General features: G+C 60.6%; 21 protein-coding genes. 13 read left to right on the top strand and 8 right to left on the bottom strand.

Features of this window, described 5'->3' with window-relative positions:
- Window positions 1-32: 32 nt before the first annotated feature.
- Window positions 33-278, bottom strand: coding sequence for a hypothetical protein (locus ACB031_RS09355; protein WP_371139435.1), 246 nt, complete (start codon window positions 276-278; stop codon window positions 33-35).
- Between the two features lie 109 nt (window positions 279-387).
- On the bottom strand, window positions 388-1,719 hold the full coding sequence (locus ACB031_RS09350) for an ATP-binding protein (protein WP_371139434.1): 1,332 nt from the start codon (window positions 1,717-1,719) through the stop codon (window positions 388-390).
- A 171-nt stretch (window positions 1,720-1,890) separates the two neighbouring features.
- Here ACB031_RS09350 and ACB031_RS09345 point away from each other — a divergent pair, with 171 nt between their 5' ends.
- Window positions 1,891-3,183, top strand: a complete 1,293-nt coding sequence (locus tag ACB031_RS09345; RefSeq protein ID WP_371139433.1) for an MFS transporter — start codon at window positions 1,891-1,893, stop codon at window positions 3,181-3,183.
- Between the two features lie 63 nt (window positions 3,184-3,246).
- Here the strand turns inward: ACB031_RS09345 and ahpF are convergent, their stop codons facing one another.
- The 3 genes from ahpF to ACB031_RS09330 form a co-directional block, all read right to left on the bottom strand.
- Window positions 3,247-4,833, bottom strand: coding sequence for an alkyl hydroperoxide reductase subunit F (gene ahpF / locus ACB031_RS09340; RefSeq protein ID WP_211050799.1), 1,587 nt, complete (start codon window positions 4,831-4,833; stop codon window positions 3,247-3,249).
- 125 nt (window positions 4,834-4,958) lie between these two features.
- Window positions 4,959-5,525, bottom strand: a complete 567-nt coding sequence (gene ahpC / locus ACB031_RS09335; protein WP_005299724.1) for an alkyl hydroperoxide reductase subunit C — start codon at window positions 5,523-5,525, stop codon at window positions 4,959-4,961.
- Between the two features lie 664 nt (window positions 5,526-6,189).
- Complete coding sequence (locus tag ACB031_RS09330) at window positions 6,190-6,636, bottom strand: CBS domain-containing protein (protein WP_017765922.1); 447 nt, start codon at window positions 6,634-6,636, stop codon at window positions 6,190-6,192.
- 211 nt (window positions 6,637-6,847) lie between these two features.
- Here ACB031_RS09330 and queA point away from each other — a divergent pair, with 211 nt between their 5' ends.
- The 7 genes from queA (at window position 6,848) to nlpI (ending at window position 13,894) form a co-directional block, all read left to right on the top strand.
- On the top strand, window positions 6,848-7,915 hold the full coding sequence (gene queA / locus ACB031_RS09325) for a tRNA preQ1(34) S-adenosylmethionine ribosyltransferase-isomerase QueA (protein WP_242764749.1): 1,068 nt from the start codon (window positions 6,848-6,850) through the stop codon (window positions 7,913-7,915).
- Between the two features lie 121 nt (window positions 7,916-8,036).
- On the top strand, window positions 8,037-9,173 hold the full coding sequence (tgt, locus tag ACB031_RS09320) for a tRNA guanosine(34) transglycosylase Tgt (RefSeq protein ID WP_010634306.1): 1,137 nt from the start codon (window positions 8,037-8,039) through the stop codon (window positions 9,171-9,173).
- Window positions 9,174-9,223: 50 nt separating this feature from the next.
- Window positions 9,224-9,559, top strand: a complete 336-nt coding sequence (yajC, locus tag ACB031_RS09315; RefSeq protein WP_005299732.1) for a preprotein translocase subunit YajC — start codon at window positions 9,224-9,226, stop codon at window positions 9,557-9,559.
- A gap of 18 nt (window positions 9,560-9,577) precedes the next feature.
- Entirely contained in the window at window positions 9,578-11,431 is a 1,854-nt protein-coding gene (gene secD, locus ACB031_RS09310) for a protein translocase subunit SecD (RefSeq protein ID WP_005299734.1), read from the top strand.
- Window positions 11,432-11,440: 9 nt separating this feature from the next.
- On the top strand, window positions 11,441-12,388 hold the full coding sequence (secF, locus tag ACB031_RS09305; protein ID WP_005299746.1) for a protein translocase subunit SecF: 948 nt from the start codon (window positions 11,441-11,443) through the stop codon (window positions 12,386-12,388).
- 99 nt (window positions 12,389-12,487) lie between these two features.
- Window positions 12,488-12,856, top strand: coding sequence for a rhodanese-like domain-containing protein (locus ACB031_RS09300; protein WP_371139432.1), 369 nt, complete (start codon window positions 12,488-12,490; stop codon window positions 12,854-12,856).
- Between the two features lie 90 nt (window positions 12,857-12,946).
- Entirely contained in the window at window positions 12,947-13,894 is a 948-nt protein-coding gene (nlpI, locus tag ACB031_RS09295; RefSeq protein ID WP_371139431.1) for a lipoprotein NlpI, read from the top strand.
- A 143-nt stretch (window positions 13,895-14,037) separates the two neighbouring features.
- On the opposite strand, the gene ACB031_RS09290 is transcribed toward nlpI, so the two are convergent.
- Window positions 14,038-14,910, bottom strand: a complete 873-nt coding sequence (locus ACB031_RS09290; protein ID WP_371139430.1) for a U32 family peptidase — start codon at window positions 14,908-14,910, stop codon at window positions 14,038-14,040.
- Window positions 14,911-14,922: 12 nt separating this feature from the next.
- Window positions 14,923-15,918: a peptidase U32 family protein gene (locus ACB031_RS09285; RefSeq protein ID WP_005299752.1), complete on the bottom strand. Its 996-nt coding sequence runs from the start codon at window positions 15,916-15,918 to the stop codon at window positions 14,923-14,925.
- A 190-nt stretch (window positions 15,919-16,108) separates the two neighbouring features.
- On the opposite strand from ACB031_RS09285, the gene ACB031_RS09280 reads away from it, so the two are divergent.
- Window positions 16,109-16,648, top strand: coding sequence for an SCP2 domain-containing protein (locus ACB031_RS09280; protein WP_025201837.1), 540 nt, complete (start codon window positions 16,109-16,111; stop codon window positions 16,646-16,648).
- Here ACB031_RS09280 and ACB031_RS09275 read toward each other — a convergent pair.
- Entirely contained in the window at window positions 16,595-17,011 is a 417-nt protein-coding gene (locus ACB031_RS09275; RefSeq protein ID WP_010634300.1) for a hypothetical protein, read from the bottom strand. The two genes, ACB031_RS09280 and ACB031_RS09275, sit on opposite strands and share 54 nt — an antisense overlap.
- Window positions 17,012-17,191: 180 nt before the next feature.
- On the opposite strand from ACB031_RS09275, the gene trmJ reads away from it, so the two are divergent.
- The 4 genes from trmJ to iscU all read left to right on the top strand — a co-directional run bounded on the left by trmJ (window position 17,192) and on the right by iscU (window position 20,227).
- The gene (gene trmJ / locus ACB031_RS09270; RefSeq protein ID WP_244365100.1) at window positions 17,192-17,920 is read left to right on the top strand and encodes a tRNA (cytosine(32)/uridine(32)-2'-O)-methyltransferase TrmJ; all 729 of its coding nucleotides are present in this window, start codon (window positions 17,192-17,194) and stop codon (window positions 17,918-17,920) included.
- A gap of 93 nt (window positions 17,921-18,013) precedes the next feature.
- Complete coding sequence (gene iscR, locus ACB031_RS09265) at window positions 18,014-18,517, top strand: Fe-S cluster assembly transcriptional regulator IscR (RefSeq protein WP_011705634.1); 504 nt, start codon at window positions 18,014-18,016, stop codon at window positions 18,515-18,517.
- 57 nt (window positions 18,518-18,574) lie between these two features.
- A complete protein-coding gene (locus ACB031_RS09260; protein ID WP_005299763.1) occupies window positions 18,575-19,789 on the top strand; it encodes an IscS subfamily cysteine desulfurase in 1,215 nt (404 codons plus the stop codon).
- Between the two features lie 54 nt (window positions 19,790-19,843).
- On the top strand, window positions 19,844-20,227 hold the full coding sequence (gene iscU / locus ACB031_RS09255) for a Fe-S cluster assembly scaffold IscU (protein WP_005299770.1): 384 nt from the start codon (window positions 19,844-19,846) through the stop codon (window positions 20,225-20,227).
- The last annotated feature ends 11 nt before the right edge of the window (window positions 20,228-20,238 follow it).

Raw genomic sequence — 20,238 nt, 5'->3', positions numbered from 1 at the left:
AATCGGCTCGCTGCCAGTGGATTGCCGCCGGGCTAACCCTTGTTCAGGCTCAGCATGGCCATCGCCTTGGCCAGAGTATCGACGGATTCCTGATGCTTGCCCGCATTGTGCAGTGCTTCGCCTTCGGCACGCAGTTTCTTCACCTGTGCCAGTTGCTCGGTGCTCAGCGGCGGGGACTTGGCCAGGGCATCGTCAATCTTCTTCATGTCGGCGGGACAGTGAAAGGCGAGCACGCTGCCGGTAAAGAGCAGGGTTAACAGAAACAGGGCTGGTTTCATCTTGATTACCTCACTGGTGGACATCTGCAAGGATAGACCTCACCGCCGCCCTTGTGTTGGCCGGCATCGCCACTCGATTCACTCGGCGAGAGGGGCTGAGTTCTGCCTCTCAGACGCGGCCAGGGGCGATGCGGGGAAAGGAGAGGGTAAAGCAGCTGCCTTTGCCCGGCGCCGAGCGAGCCGTCAGACCGCCACCCAGCACCGAGGTGGCGATGCGGCGGCAGATGGAGAGCCCCAGTCCGGAGCCCCCCTTGCCCAGGGTGGTGGTAAAGAAGGGATCGAAGATGTGGGCCAGTACGTTGGGCGCCATGCCGCGACCGTTGTCCAGCACCTCCAGATGGATGGATTGTTGGTCCTGATGAGCCCGGATCTCGATGCGTCCATCCTGGCGATCCCCGATGCCATGGAGGAGGGCGTTGTGGATCAGGTTGAGCAGCACCTGGCTCAGGGGGCCCGGGTAGCTGTCGCAGAGCAGCTCCTCGTCGATGAGATTGTGCAGCACGACCTGCTCAAACCCGGGACCGGCCTTGAGGTTGGCCAGGTTGTCGTCGATGAGGCGCCTGAGATCGAAGCTGCGCCGGCTCTCCGAGGTCTGCTCGATGGCCACCTGCTTGAAGCTGCTGATCAGCTTGGCCGACTGGGTGATGGCCTGCAGGGCCAGCTCGCTCATCTCCTGGCTGGCGTGCACAAACTCCTCCAGCGTGGTGCGACGGATAGTCTGAGCCCCCAGCTGGGCGGCCAGCTGCCGGGTTTGCTCCTGCAGGGCCGTGGTGGCGATCAGGGCGTTGCCGATGGGGGTGTTCAGCTCATGGGAGATGCCGGCCACCATGGCCCCCAGCGCCGCCAGGGTTTCGGTGTGGATGAGATCCTCCTGGGTTTTTTTCAGACTGTCGAGGGTGTGGGTCAACTGCGACTTGTGCTGTTCCAGCTCTTCTTGCGTCTCCTGCAGACGAATATTGTCGTAGAGGGTGTGCATGCCCTGCTGCACCGAATCACGAAACTGCAGGAGCAGTTGCCGGTAGAGGCCGCCGTAGTCGTTCTCCTCCCGGCTCAGCACGCAGATGGTGCCGAAGAGTCTGCCATCGGGCCAGCAGAGCGGCAGACCGCAATAGGAGATCATGCCGACTTTGATGTCCGGATTGTGCTGCCATTCGGGATCCTTGAGGGCATTGGGCACCAGAAGCTCCTGGCGGGTATCCATGACCCGTTCGCAATAGAGGCCGGAGTCGAGGTGTTCGCGGGCCCCGGCCGGATAGCAGTTGTCCGGCGTCTGGCTGGTGATGAACACTTCTATCTCGCGAGGGTGTACCCGCATGATGAGCCCGGCCGGCACGTGAAACAGCTCAGCCATCAGGTTGACGGTCTTCTGCCAGGAGAGACGCAGGGAGTCCGGGATCTCGAACTCGGGGGAGATCGGGTATTTGGATAGGCTCGCAGACATGAAGGCGTTCCTGTTTGCTGGGGCTGGGGTGAATGGACTGTATTCCCATTCTAGTTGTCCGGCGCGGGCCCTGCGTGTCATGCGTTGACTGATCCCGCGGGGTTGAAGCGAGCGGGAAGCAAACGGTACCATGACTGTTTTGCTCACAATTGCGCCAACCAGGGAGACCCCATGACACTCGCAAGGTTCCTCTCACCCCTGACCAGTCTGGTGATCTTCATTCTGGGTCACGGCATGTTCAACACCCTGCTGACGGTGCGCCTCTCTGCCGAGCAGGTATCGGCCCAGGCCATCGGCCTGGTCTCGGCCGCCTATTTCGGCGGTCTGGTGCTGGGGGCCTTCGTCAACGCCCGCCTCATCATCCGGGTGGGCCATATCCGGGCCTATGCGGCCTATGCCTCCCTGCTCTGCTTTCTGTTTCTGCTGCACGGCATGGTGGTGGAGCCGCTCAGTTGGGCGGCGCTGCGGCTGGTGGGGGGCTTTGCCACCGGCGGCCTGTTCGTGGTGCTGGAGTCCTGGATGCTGGTCTCCAGCACCCCGGCCAACCGGGGCCGGCTCATGTCCCTCTACATGATCCTGCTCTACGGCTCCCTGGCGCTGGGACAGCTGCTGCTCAAGTGGGTGGATCCCATGGTGCTGACCCCGTTCGCCCTGTGCGCCATGGCGGCGACCCTGTCGGTGATCCCGCTGGCTATCTCCCGGGTGGCGACCCCGGCCATGGTGGCGCCCCAGCCGGTCGGCGTCTTGGAACTGGTGCGGCTCACTCCGGCGGGGATGGGCAGCAGTTTTACCTCCGGTCTGGTGCTGGGGGCCATCTATGGCCTGTTGCCGCTCTATTTCACCGACAGCGGCTCGTCCCTCTCCCAGGTGGCGGAGATGATGGCGCTGGTGATCCTGGGGGGCATGTGCCTGCAGTACCCCATCGGTCGCCTCTCCGATCGCCACGACAGGCGAGGGGTGATCCTGCTGCTCGGCGCCATTTTGGCGCTGCTGGCCCTGTTGATGGTGCTGCTGCCGGATGCCTGGCGCGGCACCGCCGAGGGGGGGCTGGTGTTCCTGCTGGGAGGGATGGCGTTCTCCATCTATCCCCTGAGCCTCAGTCACGCCTGTGACGAGCTGCGCCCGGATCAGGTGCTGGGGGCCAATCAGGGGCTGCTGCTCGCTTACAGCCTGGGGGCCATGACCGGGCCGCTGCTGGCACCGTTTGTCATGGCGCAGTTCGGGCCAGAGGGGCTGTTCGTCTACTTTGCCCTCTGCGGTCTGCTGCTGGCGGGTTATCTCGGCTGGCGCAGGCGGCAGCGGGCACCCATCCCCTTGGCCGAGCACCAGGTCTTCATCCCGGTGCCGCCCAATACCCCCATGACGGCGGAGCTGGAACCGAGAACGGATCTGGACGGGGAGGCGGTGCCCGCCAGCTACGCCACGCCCGGGCCGGATGAGGGCCAACCGTCGAAAGCCGGCTGAGCCTTTTCGCACCAATAAAAAAAGCCGACTCTGTGAGTCGGCTTTTTGTCTATCTGGTCGCTATCAGGCGGTCACGGCGTCGGCCTTGGTCGCAGCGGCTTCTGGCGCCGGGTTGCGAATGAGGTAATCAAACGCCCCCAGCGCGGCGGTCGCCCCTGCGCCCATGGAGATGATGATCTGCTTGAACGGCACTGTGGTGGCATCCCCTGCGGCATAGACGCCGGGCAGGGAGGTGGCGCCCTTGGTGTCGATCTCTATTTCGCCGAAGCGGGTCAGGGCCACTTCGCTCCCTTTCAGGAACTCGGTGTTCGGCACCAGACCGATCTGCACGAAGATACCCGCCACCGCCAGATGCTTGATCTCGCCTGTGGTGCGATCTTCGTAATCCATGCCCACCACCTTGCTGCCGTCACCGATCACCTCGGTGGTGCGGGCGCTCATGATGATGTCGATGTTGCTCATGGAGCGGGCCTTCTTCTGCAGCACCTCGTCGGCACGCAGGGTATCGGCGAACTCCACTACGGTGACGTGTTCGACGATGCCAGCCAGATCGATGGCCGCCTCGATGCCGGAGTTGCCGCCACCGATCACCGCAACCCGCTTGCCCTTGAAGAAGGGGCCGTCACAGTGCGGGCAGTAGGCCACGCCCTTGGTGCGGTACTCGAGCTCGCCCGGCACGTTCAGATCGCGCCAGCGGGCACCGGTCGCCAGGATCACGGCGCGGCTCTTCAAGGTGGCGCCAGAGGCGAGATCCACGTTGACGTAGCCATCACGGCTGATGGCGGCGGCGCGCTGCTCGGTGATCACTTCCACGCCGTACTGCTTGACGTGCTGCTCCAGGCTGGCGGCCAGCTTGGGGCCTTCGGTGTAGGGCACGGAGATGAAGTTTTCGATGCCGACGGTGTCCATCACCTGGCCACCGAAACGCTCGGCGACGATGGCGGTGCGAATGCCTTTGCGAGCGGCATAGATGGCCGCTGCGGCACCGGCCGGGCCACCACCGACAACCAGCACGTCGTAGGGGGCCTTTTCGCTCAGCTCTTGCGCCTTGCGTTCGGCGGCGCCAGTGTCGAGCTTGGCGACGATCTCTTCCAGCGAAATGCGGCCCTGGCTGAACGGCTGACCGTTCAGGTAGACGTTCGGTACTGCCATGATCTGACGCTCGTTGACCTCGTCCTGGAACAGGGCGCCGTCGATCATGGTGTGGGTGATGCCGGGGTTCAGGGTCGCCATCAGGTTGAGGGCCTGCACCACGTCCGGGCAGTTGTGGCAAGAGAGCGAAATATAAGTCTCGAAGTGGAACTCGCCCTTCAGATTCTTGATCTGCTCCTGCACGGCCGCATCGGCCTTGGAGGGGTGACCGCCGCTTTGCAGCAGGGCAAGCACCAGGGAGGTAAATTCATGACCCATGGGGATGCCGGCAAAATGAACGCGCGGGGCTTGGCCCTTCGGCGCGACGCTCATGGAAGGCTTGCGGGCATTGGTGCCAGAGGTCTGGGTAATTTTGGGGGACATCTCGGCGATCTCGCTGGCCAATGCCAGCAGTTCGGCGGATTTGTCGCTGTCGTTGCCGGACACGCTGATCTCGATGGGATTGACGATGTACTGCAAGTAACCGTTGAGTTGTTGTTTGAGGTTGGTATCTAACATGGTCGAATTCCTTCTTGTTGAATGCGGGTCGGCGTTTTGTCAGGCCAGAAAGCAGACCGGCGCCTTTTCTGAGGTCCGTAAACAAAACCGGCCCTTGAACGGGCCGGTCTTCAGAGCGGGGAGGCTTAGATTTTGCCTACCAGATCCAGGGACGGGGCCAGGGTGGCGTCGCCTTCTTTCCACTTGGCCGGGCACACTTCACCCGGGTGAGCGGCAACGTACTGGGCAGCCTTGACCTTGCGCAGCAGCTCCAGAGCGTCACGGCCGATGCCGCCAGCGTTGATTTCAACGATCTGGATGATGCCCTGCGGGTCGATGACGAAAGTACCGCGGTCAGCCAGACCAGCTTCTTCGATCATCACGCCGAAGTTGCGGGTGATGGTGCCGGTGGGGTCGCCGATCATCGGGTACTGGATCTTCTGGATGGTGTCAGAAGTGTCGTGCCAGGCCTTGTGGGTGAAGTGGGTGTCGGTGGAGACGGCGTAGATCTCGACGCCCAGCTTCTGAAATTCGGCGTAGTTGTCAGCCAGGTCGCCCAGCTCGGTCGGGCAGACGAAGGTGAAATCAGCCGGGTAGAAGAACACCACGGACCACTTGCCTTTCAGGTCAGCGTCAGACACCTGAACGAATTTGCCATTGTGGTAGGCGGTGGCGTTGAACGGCTTGATTTCAGTGTTGATGTAGGTAGACATGTATTTGCTCCTTGGTGATGTACATGTGCTCGTCCGGTAGTGAAGAGTCGTGCCAGACGAGGCGTTTAACTTTCGATGGAGTCATCATAGGGGCTTTTCCTAATCGGTCAAAGCCGCAATTTTGAATCACTTAAATCGACTTATTAGATAAACCACCTCTGCTGTACCTAACATGAATATCGCCAGCATGCAGAGATAACTCCTTGTCGAGATTCAACATCTGTGCGCGACCTCGGCTTTTCAAGGGGGAGAGGGGAGAGTGCCGGCCAAGTCATGGCACAGAGGGGCGTCGGGGGTGAGCGAACGGGCGGCGAGAGCGTGCCAGGTGAAGGGGAGGGGGTAAAACGCGGATAAAAAAATCCCGGCGTCGTCGCAAGGACAAGGCCGGGTCATCAAACAAGGAATGGCTATATAAACAAAAGCTTTACAGCAAAGACTAACTACGGGGTGTGCAAACTTGCAGACAAATGAGAGGAAGAAGATGGGTGCACAATCCCTCGTCTCCCCCTCGGCAACTATTGCATGGCGGTCATGATAGTGTGATGCAGATCACAAAGCAAGCTAATGGTGTAATTTTTCAGTCAAAATGAAAGTGTTTCACTATTTATGCCGATAATTCAGGCTGAGAACGCTTTTATTGTAATTTAATTACATTCTTAGCAGATCAAAAGTCATCAGATGGCTCCTGCTCTTCCATCAGCTCCAGCAGATTGATGGCCACGGCAATGAAGTCCGACTCGGTGACTATGCCTACCAGCTTGTGCCCTTTGAGTACCGGCAGGCAGCCATATTTGTGGCGCTGCAGATAGAGGGCCGCCTCCTTGATGCCGGCATGGGGATCCACGCTCGCCACCTGGCGGGTCATGATCTCGTCGAGCTGTACGCTGTCGGTGAACTCCGCTTCCCGCTCCGGATTGATCAGCAGCAGCTTGGATTCGCGGGTGGCCAGGATATCGGAGAGGGTGACCAGGCCCAGCAGATGATGGTGGTCGTCAACGATGGGTATATGGCGGATCCGCTCTTGCTGCATCAGATCCATCGCCTGTTTGACGCTGTTTTCCGGACCCAGGGTGAAGGGGTGTTCAGTCATGATCTCGGATAGGGTCATCATGGTGGGCCTCCTTGTGTATCTGCTTTCACCCTAGCCCAGCCCCCCTCGGCAAAACATGATCAGGGTCAATACAAAACCTTAAAGGTTTCTTAACTGGCCCTGCTTCACATAATTGCTCGCTATCCCTTGTCTCTCTTGGGTTTTTGGTCTTTTGGGTTGCCTTGCAAGAGGGGGATAACTAGACTAGCCGCCGATTCCCCCGAGGTGAAAGATGCAAGTATCCGATTTTCATTTTGATCTGCCAGACGAGCTGATTGCCCGCTATCCGATGGCGGAGCGTACCGCCAGTCGTCTGCTGCAGCTCGACGGTCAAACCGGCGCCCTGCGCCACGGTCAATTTGTCGATGTGCTGGACCAGCTCAACCCCGGTGATCTGCTGGTGTTCAACAATACCCGGGTCATCCCCGCGCGCATGTTTGGCCAGAAGGCCAGCGGCGGCAAGCTGGAGGTGCTGGTGGAGCGCATCCTGGACGAGCACAGCGTGCTGGCGCATGTGCGCTCATCCAAGTCGCCCAAGCCAGGTACCCGCCTGATCCTGGATGCCGGTGCCGACGGTGTGCCCGTCGAGGCCGAGATGCGCGCCCGCCACGACGCCCTGTTCGAGATCCACTTCCTCGATCCGCGCCCGGTGCTGGAGATCCTGGAAGCCATCGGCCACATGCCGCTGCCCCCTTATATCGATCGTCCCGATGAGGATGCCGACAAGGAGCGCTACCAGACCGTCTACAACCAGAAGCCGGGCGCCGTGGCGGCGCCGACTGCCGGCCTGCACTTCGACGAGCCGCTGCTGGAGAAAATTCGTGCCAAGGGCGTGGAAACGGCCTTCGTCACCCTGCACGTGGGGGCGGGCACCTTCCAGCCGGTGCGGGTGGACAAGATTGAAGATCACCACATGCACTCGGAATACGCCGAAGTGCCGCAGGAGGTGGTGGACGCCATCGCGGCGACCCATGCCCGCGGCGGCCGGGTGATTGCGGTGGGGACCACCTCGGTACGTTCGCTCGAGAGCGCGGCCAAGGTGACCCTGGCCCAGGGCAAGCCGCTGGCGCCGTTTTTCAGCGATACCGACATCTTCATCTTCCCGGGTTACCAGTTCCAGGTGGTCGATGCCATGGTCACCAACTTCCATCTGCCCGAGTCGACCCTGATCATGCTGGTCAGCGCCTTTGCCGGCTATGACAACGTGATGGCCGCCTATCAGGCCGCCGTGGCCGAGCAGTATCGTTTCTTCAGCTACGGGGACGCCATGTTCGTTACCCGTCGCCGGGCAGCAGCTTAAGCGGCTGCCCTTCAGAAGCCGTTCAGGACCTGATCGTCAGGATCCCGGCCGGCTTCTTGTACCGGGCCGGTGCGGCCCTACTATTTGTCAGACTGTTTCTCTGACTGAAACCGAGGTAGCAATGAAATTTGAACTGAAAACCACCGACGGCCGTGCCCGTCGCGGTCAGCTGGTATTCGAGCGCGGCACCGTGCAGACCCCGGCCTTCATGCCGGTCGGCACCTACGGCACCGTCAAGGGGATGACCCCGGAAGAGGTACGTGAAACTGGTGCCCAGATCCTGCTTGGCAACACCTTCCACCTCTGGCTGCGCCCGGGTCAGGAAGTGATGCGCGCCCACGGCGATCTGCATGACTTCATGAACTGGCAGGGCCCGATCCTGACCGACTCCGGCGGTTTCCAGGTGTTCAGCCTGGGGCATATCCGCAAGATCACCGAGGCGGGGGTGCACTTCCGTCACCCCATCAACGGCGAGAAGATCTTCCTCGACCCCGAGAAGTCCATGGAGATCCAGTACGATCTGGGCTCCGACATCGTGATGATCTTCGACGAGTGCACGCCGTACCCGGCCACTTACGAAGAGGCGCGCAAGTCGATGGAGATGTCCCTGCGCTGGGGCAAGCGCTCGCGCGACAAGTTCGATGCGCTGGGCAACAAGAACGCCCTGTTCGGCATCATCCAGGGCTCCGTGTACGAAGATCTGCGGGATGTGTCGCTGGACGGTCTCTTGGAGATCGGTTTCGACGGCTACGCGGTCGGCGGTCTGGCGGTGGGTGAGCCCAAAGAGGACATGCATCGCATCCTCGAGCACGTCTGCCCGAAAATTCCGGCCGACAAGCCACGCTACCTGATGGGGGTGGGCAAGCCGGAAGATCTGGTGGAAGGGGTGCGCCGCGGCATCGACATGTTCGACTGCGTGATGCCGACCCGCAACGCCCGCAACGGTCACCTGTTCACCACCGACGGGGTGGTCAAGATCCGCAACGCCAAGTATCGCGAGGACACCAGCACCCTGGATGCGGACTGCGACTGCTACACCTGCAAGAACTACACCCGCAGTTATCTGTACCATCTGGACAAGTGCAACGAGATCCTCGGTGCCCGTCTGAACACCATTCACAACCTGCGTTATTACCAGCGTGTGATGCAGGGTTTGCGGGACGCGATCGAGCAGGGTAAATTAGACGACTTTGTAACTGAGTTTTACCGTCGGCAAGGGAAGCCCGTGCCTCCGTTAGCTGAAAATGACGTGAAATAACAACGATTTATAAGCTAGTTATCAAATTTACATCAATAAGAGGTTGTTAAATGAGCATTATCTCCAAGGCATATGCAGAAGGCGCGGCTCCGGCGGCACAGGGTGGTGGCATGGAAATGATCATCATGCTGGCCGTGTTCGGTCTCATCTTCTACTTCATGATCTATCGTCCCCAGGCCAAGCGTGCCAAGGATCACCGCAATCTGATGAGTTCCCTCTCCAAGGGTGACGAAGTGCTCACTTCCGGCGGCCTGGTCGGCAAGATCGCCAAGGTTTCCGCCGACAGCGAATACATTGTGCTGTCCCTGAACGATCAGACCCAGGTCACCATCAAGCGTGATTTCGTCTCTGCCGTTCTGCCCAAGGGTTCTATCCAGTCCCTCTAATCTCCCGAGGAGCACAGCGTGTTAAATCGCTATCCGCTGTGGAAATACCTGATGGTGATCGTGGTGATCGCCATCGGTTTTCTATATGCAGCCCCCAATCTTTACGGCGAAGACCCGGCCTTGCAGATCTCTGCCAGCCGGGGTGCCGAAGTCAAGCTTGATACCCTTGACCTGGTGAAAGCGACCCTCGACGAGGCGAAGATCCCGGTCAAGCATGCGGCGTTCGAACACGGCTTCATTCTGATTCGTTTCAAGAACACCGAAGAGCAGCTCAAGGCGCGCGATCTGGTCGCCAACAAGCTGGGTGACAACTTCATCACCGCACTCAACCTGGCGCCTTCCACTCCTGCCTGGCTCGAAGCCATTGGTGCCAACCCGCTCAAGCTGGGTCTGGACCTGCGTGGCGGCGTGCACTTCCTGATGGAAGTGGACATGGCCGAAGCGCTGGCCAAGCAGCAGGAGCAGATGGTGCAGGATTTCCGCTCCGAGCTGCGTACCCAGAAGATCCGTTACTCCGGCGTGCGCCGAGTCGGTGATCAGGTGCAGGTGGTCTTCCGTGATGAGGCCGACCAGAGCAAGGCGGTCTCCTTCCTGCGTCGTCAGAACCCGGATCTCACCTTCACCACCGAGCAGAAGGGAGACGAGTTCGTCCTGCTGGCCTCCTTAAGTGAAGCCAAGGTCAAGGAGGTGAAGAAGTACGCCCTCGAGCAGAACATCACCATCATCCGCAACCGGGTGAACGAACTGGGCGTCGCCGAGCCGCTGGTACAACAGCAGGGTGCCGAGCGCATCGTGGTGGAACTGCCTGGTATCCAGGACACCGCCCGTGCCAAGGAGATCCTGGGCGCGACCGCGACCCTGGAATTCCACATGGTCGATGAGACCGCCGACATCCAGGCTGCGGCCGACGGTCGCGTACCGCCGAGCTCCAAGGTCTACAACGACCGCAACGGTCGTCCGGTGGTGCTGCAAAAGCGCATCATCCTGACCGGTGACCACATCGTGGGTGCCCAGTCCGGTTTCGACGAATACAGCCGTCCCCAGGTCAACATCAAGCTCGATGGCCAGGGTGGCAACAAGATGGCCAACTTTACCAAGGACAACGTCGGTAAGGGCATGGCCACCGTATTCATCGAATACAAGCCGGTCGGTCAGCCGGGTCCGGACGGCAAGCGCAAGTTCCGCAAGCAGGAAGAGGTGATCAACGTCGCCACCATCCAGTCGCGCCTTGGCAGCCAGTTCCGCATCACCGGCATCGACAACGCCAACGAAGCCCACAACCTGGCGCTGCTGCTGCGTGCCGGTGCGCTGATCGCCCCGATCCAGATCGTGGAAGAGCGCACCATTGGCCCGAGCCTGGGTCAGCAGAACATCGACAGCGGTATGGAAGCCATCGGCTGGGCCATGCTGGTGATCGTGCTGTTCATGGGGATCTACTACCGTGCCTTCGGTTGGGTGGCCAACATTGCTCTCTCCATGAACCTGGTGCTGATCGTCGGCATCATGTCGATGATCCCGGGGGCCACCATGACCCTGCCGGGCATCGCCGGTATCGTGCTGACGCTGGGCATGGCGGTGGACGCCAACGTGCTGATCTACGAGCGCATTCGTGAAGAGATCCGCAACGGTCGCGGCGTGCAGCAGGCGATCCACCTGGGCTTTGATCGGGCATTCTCGACCATCGCCGACTCCAACATCACCTCGCTTATTACCTGTGTGATCCTGTTCGGTATCGGTACCGGCGCCATCAAGGGCTTCGCCCTGACGCTGGGGATTGGTCTGAGTGCGTCCATGTTTACCGCCATCACGGTATCCCGCGCCATCATCAACCTGGCCTGGGGTGGTCGGCGCCTCGACAAGCTGCCGATCTAAGGAAGAGACATGTTTCAGATTCTACATTTTGAAAAGCCCATCCCTTTCATGCGCTTTGCCAAGCCGGGTGTGGTCTTCTCTACCCTGCTGATGGTGATCTCCCTGTTCTTCCTGTTCGATCGGGGTCTGAACTGGGGTCTGGACTTTACCGGCGGCACCACCATCGAGGTGGGCTTCCAGCAGTCGGTGAGCCTGGAGAAGATGCACGAGGTGCTGGACGAGCAGAAGATTGAAGGGGCGACCCTGCAACACTTCGGCTCCAGCCGTGACGTGCTGGTGCGCCTGACCCCGAAAGAGGGGGTCAAGGTGGAGCAGCAGGGCAACGAGGTGCTGGCGGCCGCCAAGGTGATCGATCAGGGCGCCGTGCTCAAGCGCGTGGAGTTCGTCGGCCCCTCCGTGGGTGACGAGCTGGCGACGGACGGTGCGCTGGCCATGCTGGCCTCCATCATCTGCATCATGATCTACGTGGCGGTACGCTTCGAGTGGCGTCTGGCCATGGGCGGCATCCTCTCCCTAGTGCACGACGTGGTGATCACTCTGGGCGTCTTCGCCTACTTCCAGTACGAATTCGACCTGACCGTGCTGGCGGCCTTGATGACGCTCGTGGGTTACTCCTTGAACGACACCATAGTGGTGTTCGACCGCTTGCGGGAGAACTTTCGCAAGGTGCGCAAGGGGGATACCGAGTACATCCTGGATCTCTCCATGACCGAGACCCTGAGCCGGACCATCATCACCTCCGGCCTGACCTTCGTGGTGGTGCTGGCGCTGCTGCTCAAGGGCGGTCCGCTGATCCACGGTTTCTCGGTGGCCATGGTGATCGGTGTGGCGTTTGGTACCTACTCCTCCATCTATGTGGCGAGCTCGTTCGCCATGTTCTTCGGGGTTAAGCGGGAGCACATGCTGCCGACCCAGGTGGAGAAAGAGGGGGCGGATCAGCAAGAGATCCTGCCGTAAATGACAAGGGCGCCACGAGGCGCCCTTTCTCTTATCATCCGGGTGAGCCATTATGACGGTTTCACCCACGGCCATTGGCCAAGAGGCAAGGAGCAAGCCATGCAACACAATCCCCGTTTTCTGGCGCTGGTAGAGGCCATTCGCCCCCATGTGCAGGAGAGCGACGTGCACCAGATCAAGCGCTGGCAGGAGGAGGGGCGTACCTTTCACCTGGTCGACGTGCGGGAAGAGAGCGAGTGGGCCAGGGGCCATCTGCCGGGCGCGACCTACCTCGGGCGCGGGGTGATCGAGCGGGATATCGAGACCCGTTATCCGGATCCCGACACCGAGCTCTACCTCTATTGTGGTGGCGGTTTTCGCTCTATTCTGGTGGCGGAGAACCTGCAGAAGATGGGCTACGGCCGGGTGGTCAGCGTGGATGGTGGCTTTCGGGGCTGGTGTGATGCCGGATACCCTGTCGAATCCTGATTTATTTGAGGGAGAGAGGCTCAGCCACATGACAAAGTGTCGGCTGACCTTTACCATATGCCGGGTCAAGCGTAAGCGTCGGAGTGTTCATTGAACGTCAGGAAAGGGATTGGATACCTCCTTGGTATCCTGTTGCTGCTCCCCATGTGGGGTTGCAGCAGTAGCAGTCAGGTTCAAACGCCTCAAGTTCCCAAGCCGCAACCCGCTTCACTGGTATTGGCGACCCCCCTGCAGGTCTCTTACCAGAGCGAGTTGGCGTTGGCGCGACTCGGGCAGATGCTCAGTGAGATGGAATTGACCACCGAGCAACGGGCCGAACTGTTTTATGAGCGTGCTGTCGTGTTTGACCGGGTAGGCTTGCGCTCTCTGGCGCGGCTGGATTTCAACCGTGCCCTGCGGGAGAAGCCGGATTTCGCCGAAGCCTACAACTTCATCGGCGTCTATCTGGTGCAGCAGCAGAATTATGACGAAGCCTACGAGGCATTTGATTCCGCTCTCGAGCTGGCTCCCGATTATGACTATGCCTATCTGAACCGTGGTATTGCGCTCTATTACGGCAATCGCCCCGAGCTGGCCGCGGCCGATATGAAGCGCTTCTACGAGGCGCAGCCGGAAGATCCCTACCGGGTGATCTGGCTCTATCTGGCCGAGCAGAAGCTAAATGCCCCGGCCGCCATGAGCCGGATGCGCGAGCGGCTCAACAAGTATGACGACGACGCCTGGAACTGGGATCTGGTGCGCCTCTATACCGGTGAACTCAACGCCACCCAGTTGATGGGCAATGTGGTGAAAGGGGTGAAGGACAACCGGGAGCTCGCCGAGCGCCTGTGCGAAACCTACTTCTACCTCGGTAAGTTCGAGCTGGCCAGGGGCAATCGCAAGGAGGCCATCAGCTACTTCAAGCTGGCGCTGGCCAACAACGTGTATGACTTCATCGAGCACAGATATGCCCTGCTCGAGCTGGAGCTGATGGCGCGCAAACCCCTGCCGCCCGGCGCCCAGAGTGTCCAGGGCAAGAGCAGCAAGCAGGCATCCTGAATCTTGCTGGCTGTCGCCGCTTTGAACGATATGGAAAAGGCCTCATAGCGAGGCCTTTTTGCTGTTTGGGTGTCAGGCTTTACGGTGCCATTGCATCGGAATCGGCCAGTGACCACCGTGCCCGCCCGCCAGTAAGGCCGCAATTACTGCGCCAGCATCATGCCGGGGATCTGGCGCCAGTAGCCGTTGCAGTCCCGCTCTTGTTGCAGGGGCAGGGGGGCCTGACCCAGTTCATTGGCCTTGAAGCGATCCAGCATCGTCAGGGTATCCAACCCCTCAGGGGAGAGCCGTACCACATCCACCAGTCCTTCCATGCCGGCCAGATCGTTGCCCAGGTTGTAGCAGTAACCGGACTGGGTCTGGATGCCGTTGAGGTTGAACACCTTCTGCCCCTCGCGGCTGCTGGCGAGCCGGCCGGTGGGGTAGTCGATGCAGGCCAGTTCACAGTTGTCCTTGGGCCGATCGAGGGAGCGGGCGGTGAAGCAGCGCGCCGAATAGGCGAGCGGCAGGTGGCCGTAGGCGAACACCTCCACCTCGAACTGCTGGCGGACGCGGCCGAGATCCTGATTGAGCTGCACCAGCCAGTCGCGCGACAGCTCCACCGGCATCACCCAGCGCTGCATCCCCTGTTTGAGCAGCATGCGCAGCACGTCGGCGTTGTAGGCGTTGATGGCGGGGCCGCAGACGAACGGCAGCCCGGCCTCGTTGGCGAGCTGGACCGCGCCCAGATCGTTGGCCTCGATCATCAGCTCGCCATTGTCGACCAGCCGCTTCACCTCCTTGAGTTCGGACGGGGCGGAGATGAGCGCCAGGGTGGAGAGCACCGCCTGCTTGCCGGAGCCGGCCACCTGGCGGGCGAGGGCAATCCAGTCATCCGCTTTCAGTTCGCGGCGCTTGCTGCAGACGGTTTCCCCCAGATAGACGATGTCGGCCTGGCTTTGGGCGGCCGCCTGATAGAAGCCATGGGTGTCGGCCTTGGGCCAGTAGAAGAGCAGGGGGCCGAGAGAAAATTTCATGAACAGGGCTCCTTATTGCCACTGGCGATGATAGGCACCGAGGGTGGTCTGGCTCCCCTCGGAGACGCGGGCGAGCTGGGCATCCCACTCGGCCTTGACCCGATAGGCCTCGGGGTTGGCCTGATAGGCGTCGATGGCGGCGCGCCAGACCCGGGTCACCTGCTCCACGTAGGCGGGGCTGCGCTGGCGCCCCTCGATCTTGACCGACTGGATGCCGGTCTGGAACAGCTCGGGCAACAGACCCAGGGTGTTGAGGCTGGTGGGCTCCTCCAGCGCGTGGTAGGTCTGACCGTCTACCTCGAAGCGCCCCTTGCACAGGGTCGGGTAGCCGGCGTTCTCCCCCGGGCCGTAACGGTCGATGAGCACCTCGTTGAGGCGAGACTCGAGGCCGCTTGGGGTCTCCTCCCAGCGCACGAACTTGGCCGGTGAACAGGCACCGACGGTGTTGGGGCTCTCGCCGGTCATGTAGGAGGAGAGGTAGCAGCGCCCCTCCGCCATGATGCAGAGGCTGCCGAAGGCGAAGACTTCGAGGCCGACGTCGGTCTCGCGGGCCAGCTGTTTCACCTGGTGCATGGAGAGCACGCGCGGCAATACCACTCGTCCGACGTTGAAGTGCTGCTGGTAGAAGCGGATGGCGGCGGCGTTGGTGGCGCTGGCCTGCACCGAGACGTGCAGCTCCAGATCCGGGTAGCGGCGGCTGGCATAATCGAGCACGGCGAGATCGGCGATGATCAGGGCATCGGCACCCAGTGCGGCGCCCTTGTCCACCGCCTGCTGCCAGCGGGCATCGGAGCCCGGGTGGGCGAAGGTGTTGATGGCGATGTGCAGCTTGCGGCCATGTTGATGCACGTAGTCGACCGCTTTCTCCAGCTTGCTGTCGGTAAAGTTGAGCCCGGCGAAATGTCGGGCGTTGGTGTCATCCTTGAAGCCGATATAGACGGCATCGGCCCCGTTATCCACGGCTGTTTTCAGTGCCGGCAGACTGCCTGCCGGACAGAGTAATTCCATCGGTACGCTCCGAGAGGGCAAAAATGCAAAAAAGTGGCCCGATTGTATTCACCGGCGTCCTTCCACTTTTTGACCTGAGGCAGCTTTGTGTGGCTTTACCCTTCTTGAGGTAAGTGGGCACAAGTTTGATTTCCAACAGGATCATGGCGCTGACCCTGTGTTTGAATGCGCAAAAAACTGGGAGTTCATCGTGTTCAAACAACTGCAGCATCGCCTGGTCGAACAGGCCCCCCGCTTCTTGCGCCATCCCCTCAAGCTGGTGCCCTTTGCCCTGCAACAGCATTTGATGGAGCGCCTGCTGGCCAGCGTCTTCAAGGAGGCCATCGCCGATGGCGACTTTGCATTTCTGGCCGGCAAGTGGCTCAAGGTCGAGGTATCGGATCTCGAGCTCTGCTGGTTCATCAGCGAGCAGGAGGGCAAGCTGGTGGTGGCTCGTCACTGTGAACAGGCCGATGTCTGCTTTAGCGGCAGCAGCAACGATCTCATCCTGATCGCCGGTCGCAAGGAAGACCCCGATTCCCTCTTCTTCCAGCGCAAGCTGAAAATAGAAGGCAATACCGAGCTGGGACTGGAGGTAAAAAACCTGATGGACAGCCTGGATCTGGACGGGTTGCCGAGCCTGGTGCGCTATCCGCTGATGGATCTCGCCACCTTTATCGAGCAGGCCAGAGCCAGCTCAGCGCAAGAGGCGCATTCTGCGCCGGCGGGTGGGGTGGCGTCTCAGCTGTGAGGCTAGCCCCTCGGCATGATGGCGATAGTGGTTGCGGGCCCACAGGCAGCGCAGGGCCCAGAGGCAGGGCAGCAACGCCAGCAGGGCTCCGGCGCCTTGCTGGCGTGACAACAGCAGACCCAGCACCAGCCAGAGGAAAGGTTGGGCCTCATAGAGCCACTCCGGCTGCAGCCAGACCTTGTTTGGGAAGATGACCAGATCGGTGCGCCGATAGCTGGAGCGCATCATCCAGCTGGCGGCCCCGGCGACAAACAGCAGGCCTCCCGCCAGCCAGAGCAGCGGGGAGTGGCTGAGAGCGATGATGCCGATGGCTGCCAGCAGATAGCAGGCCGGCAGCTTCTCATAAAGCCAGCGCGGGCACATGTGGTCTCCTCTCTTTCACCTTCCCATCCTCCAAGTTTAGCCTGCCCTTATGCCCGCCTCATGCCGCTTTGTTCTACAAACCGGCGCGATAGTTGTGAAATGGAGCGCCATTTACGGTGCCAAAATAGCGATTGGCTATGTTACAATTGCGCGCCATTTTTGACTGAAGATTGACTGGGCATGTTGGATCAGATTCGTATCGTGTTGGTAAACACCTCTCACACCGGCAACATGGGGTCTGCGGCACGCGCCATGAAGACCATGGGCTTGAGTCAGATGGTGCTGGTTGATCCACAAGCCCTGCCTGATGGCAATGCCAATGCATTGGCCGCCGGTGCCAGCGACATCCTGGCCAATGCCCGTGTCGTGGCGACGCTGGATGAAGCCATCGCCGACTGCGGCCTGGTGATCGGCACCAGTGCACGTTCCCGCACCCTGAGCTGGCCCATGCTGGATCCCCGCGAAGCGGGCGAGAAGCTGGTGGCCGAGGGGATGCAGCATCCGGTGGCGCTGGTGTTTGGCCGTGAACGTACCGGCCTCACCAACGACGAGCTGCAAAAGTGCCACTACCACGTGGCCATCCCGGCCAATCCCGAGTACAGCTCCCTCAATCTGGCCATGGCGGTGCAGACCCTCTGCTATGAGGTGCGCATGCACTGGCTGCAGCGGCAAGAACAAGCAGGCGACAGCGGGATGGCAGTGGAGTACCCCAGTGCCGGGCAGCTGGAAGGTTTCTATCAGCATCTGGAGCAGACGCTGCTCAAGACCGGTTTCATCACCGATGACCACCCGGGGCAGGTGATGAACAAGTTGCGTCGCCTGTTCAACCGGGCGCGTCCGGAGGCGGTGGAGCTCAACATTCTGCGCGGCATTCTGACCTCGGTGCAAAAACCCAGGCCGCAGGATTAAACCCGACTGAATTACTCAACCATATACTTGACTGATTTAGTCGGGTATGTGACCATATGCCCATATTGATTGGTTCGCAAGACGGTAAGGCATATGAGACTGACCTCAAAAGGACGTTACGCTGTGACTGCCATGCTCGACGTGGCGTTGCATGCAGAGCAGGGGCCTGTGCCCCTGGCTGATATTTCAGAGCGCCAGGGCATCTCCTTGTCCTATCTGGAGCAACTGTTTGCCCGCCTGCGCAAGCATGGCCTGGTAAGCAGCGTGCGTGGCCCCGGTGGCGGCTATCGCCTCGGTCTGGCCCCGAATGCCATCTCGGTCGGTCAGGTGATCACTGCGGTGGATGAATCGGTGGATGCCACCAAGTGCCTCGGCAAGGGCGGCTGCCACGGCGGCACCCAGTGTCTTACTCACTCCTTGTGGCGAGACCTGAGCGAGCGGATCTCCAGCTTCCTGGGGGATATCACCCTGGCCGAGCTGGTTGATCAGGCGGATGTGCGCCGTATTGCCGGCAAGCAAGACGAACAGATGAAAACCGTGTTGTCCTTGGTTGATCGGGCAGAACGCGGCGATGTGAGCTTGAAAGTCCAACTATAAACAAACGTGCTTTCCACAGCCGGTCGATGTGTGACCCAGGCTGTAACGGAGAAAAACATGAAACTGCCTATTTACCTTGATTATTCGGCAACCTGTCCGGTGGACCCGCGTGTCGCAGAAAAAATGATGCAGTGTCTCACCATGGATGGCCTGTTCGGCAATCCAGCTTCCCGTTCCCACCGTTTCGGCTGGCAAGCCGAAGAGGCGGTCGACCTGGCCCGTAATCAAGTGGCAGAGCTGATCGGTGCCGACCCGCGCGAGATCGTCTTCACCTCCGGCGCCACCGAGTCCAACAACCTGGCCATCAAGGGCGTCGCCCACTTCTACGCCGGCAAGGGCAAGCACATCGTTACCTCCAAGACCGAGCACAAGGCGGTACTGGATACCTGCCGCCAGCTGGAGCGCGAAGGCTATGAGGTGACCTACCTCGAGCCGATGCCCAACGGCCTGTTCACTCTGGAGCAGATCGAAGGCGCATTGCGTGATGACACCATCCTGGTCAGCATCATGCACGTCAACAACGAGATCGGCGTGGTGCAGAACATCGCCGCCATCGGCGAGCTGTGTCGCTCCCGCAAGATCCTGCTGCACGTGGATGCAGTACAGAGCGTGGGTAAAATTCCGGTGGACGTGGAAGCGCTCAAGGTTGACCTGCTCTCCATGTCTGCTCACAAGGTATATGGCCCGAAAGGCATTGGTGCTCTCTACGTGCGCCGCAAGCCGCGTGTGCGCCTGGAAGCCCAGATGCACGGTGGTGGCCACGAGCGCGGCATGCGTTCCGGCACCCTGCCGACCCACCAGATCGTCGGCATGGGCGAAGCCTTCCGTATCGCCAAAGAAGAGATGGTGAGCGAAGGTCAACGCATCATGGCCCTGCGTCAGCGTCTGTGGGACGGCATCAAGGATATCGAAGAGGTCTACATCAACGGTGACCTGGAACAGCGTGTACCGGGCAACCTCAACGTCAGCTTCGCCTATGTGGAAGGGGAATCCCTGATCATGGCGCTCAAGGATCTGGCGGTCTCTTCCGGTTCTGCCTGTACCTCGGCCAGCCTGGAGCCCTCCTACGTGCTGCGCGCACTGGGCCTGAACGACGAGCTGGCGCACAGCTCCATCCGTTTCAGCATGGGTCGCTTCACCACCGAAGAAGAGATTGATTACGCAATCAAGCTTATCCGTGACTCCATCGGTCGTCTGCGCGAGATGTCTCCCCTGTGGGAGATGTACAAGGACGGCGTCGATCTGAACACGGTCGAATGGGCTCATCACTGATCCTTGCCAAGAGAGCAAGTGTTTGGTGAACAACGGAATTAGCAGGAGTTAGATATGGCTTACAGTGAAAAAGTAATCGACCACTACGAGAACCCCCGTAACGTAGGTGGCTTCGACAAGAACGATCCCAGCATCGCTACCGGCATGGTCGGTGCGCCGGCCTGTGGTGACGTGATGAAGCTGCAGCTGAAGATCAGCGACGACGGCATCATCGAAGATGCCAAGTTCAAGACCTATGGTTGTGGCTCCGCCATCGCCTCCAGCTCCCTGGTGACCGAGTGGGTCAAGGGCAAGACCCTGGACGAAGCAGCCGGCATCAAGAACACCGACATCGCCGAAGAGCTGGCGCTGCCGCCGGTGAAGATCCACTGCTCCATTCTGGCCGAGGATGCCATCAAGGCCGCCATTGCCGATTACAAGCAGAAGAAAGGTCTCTAAGGTCAGGAGCG

The organism is Aeromonas sp. S8(2024) (assembly GCF_041403085.1).
GTDB classification, from domain to species: domain Bacteria; phylum Pseudomonadota; class Gammaproteobacteria; order Enterobacterales; family Aeromonadaceae; genus Aeromonas; species Aeromonas dhakensis.
The sequence above is the reverse complement of the archived record's forward strand: the minus strand, read 5'-3'. Positions and strand labels throughout refer to the sequence as shown.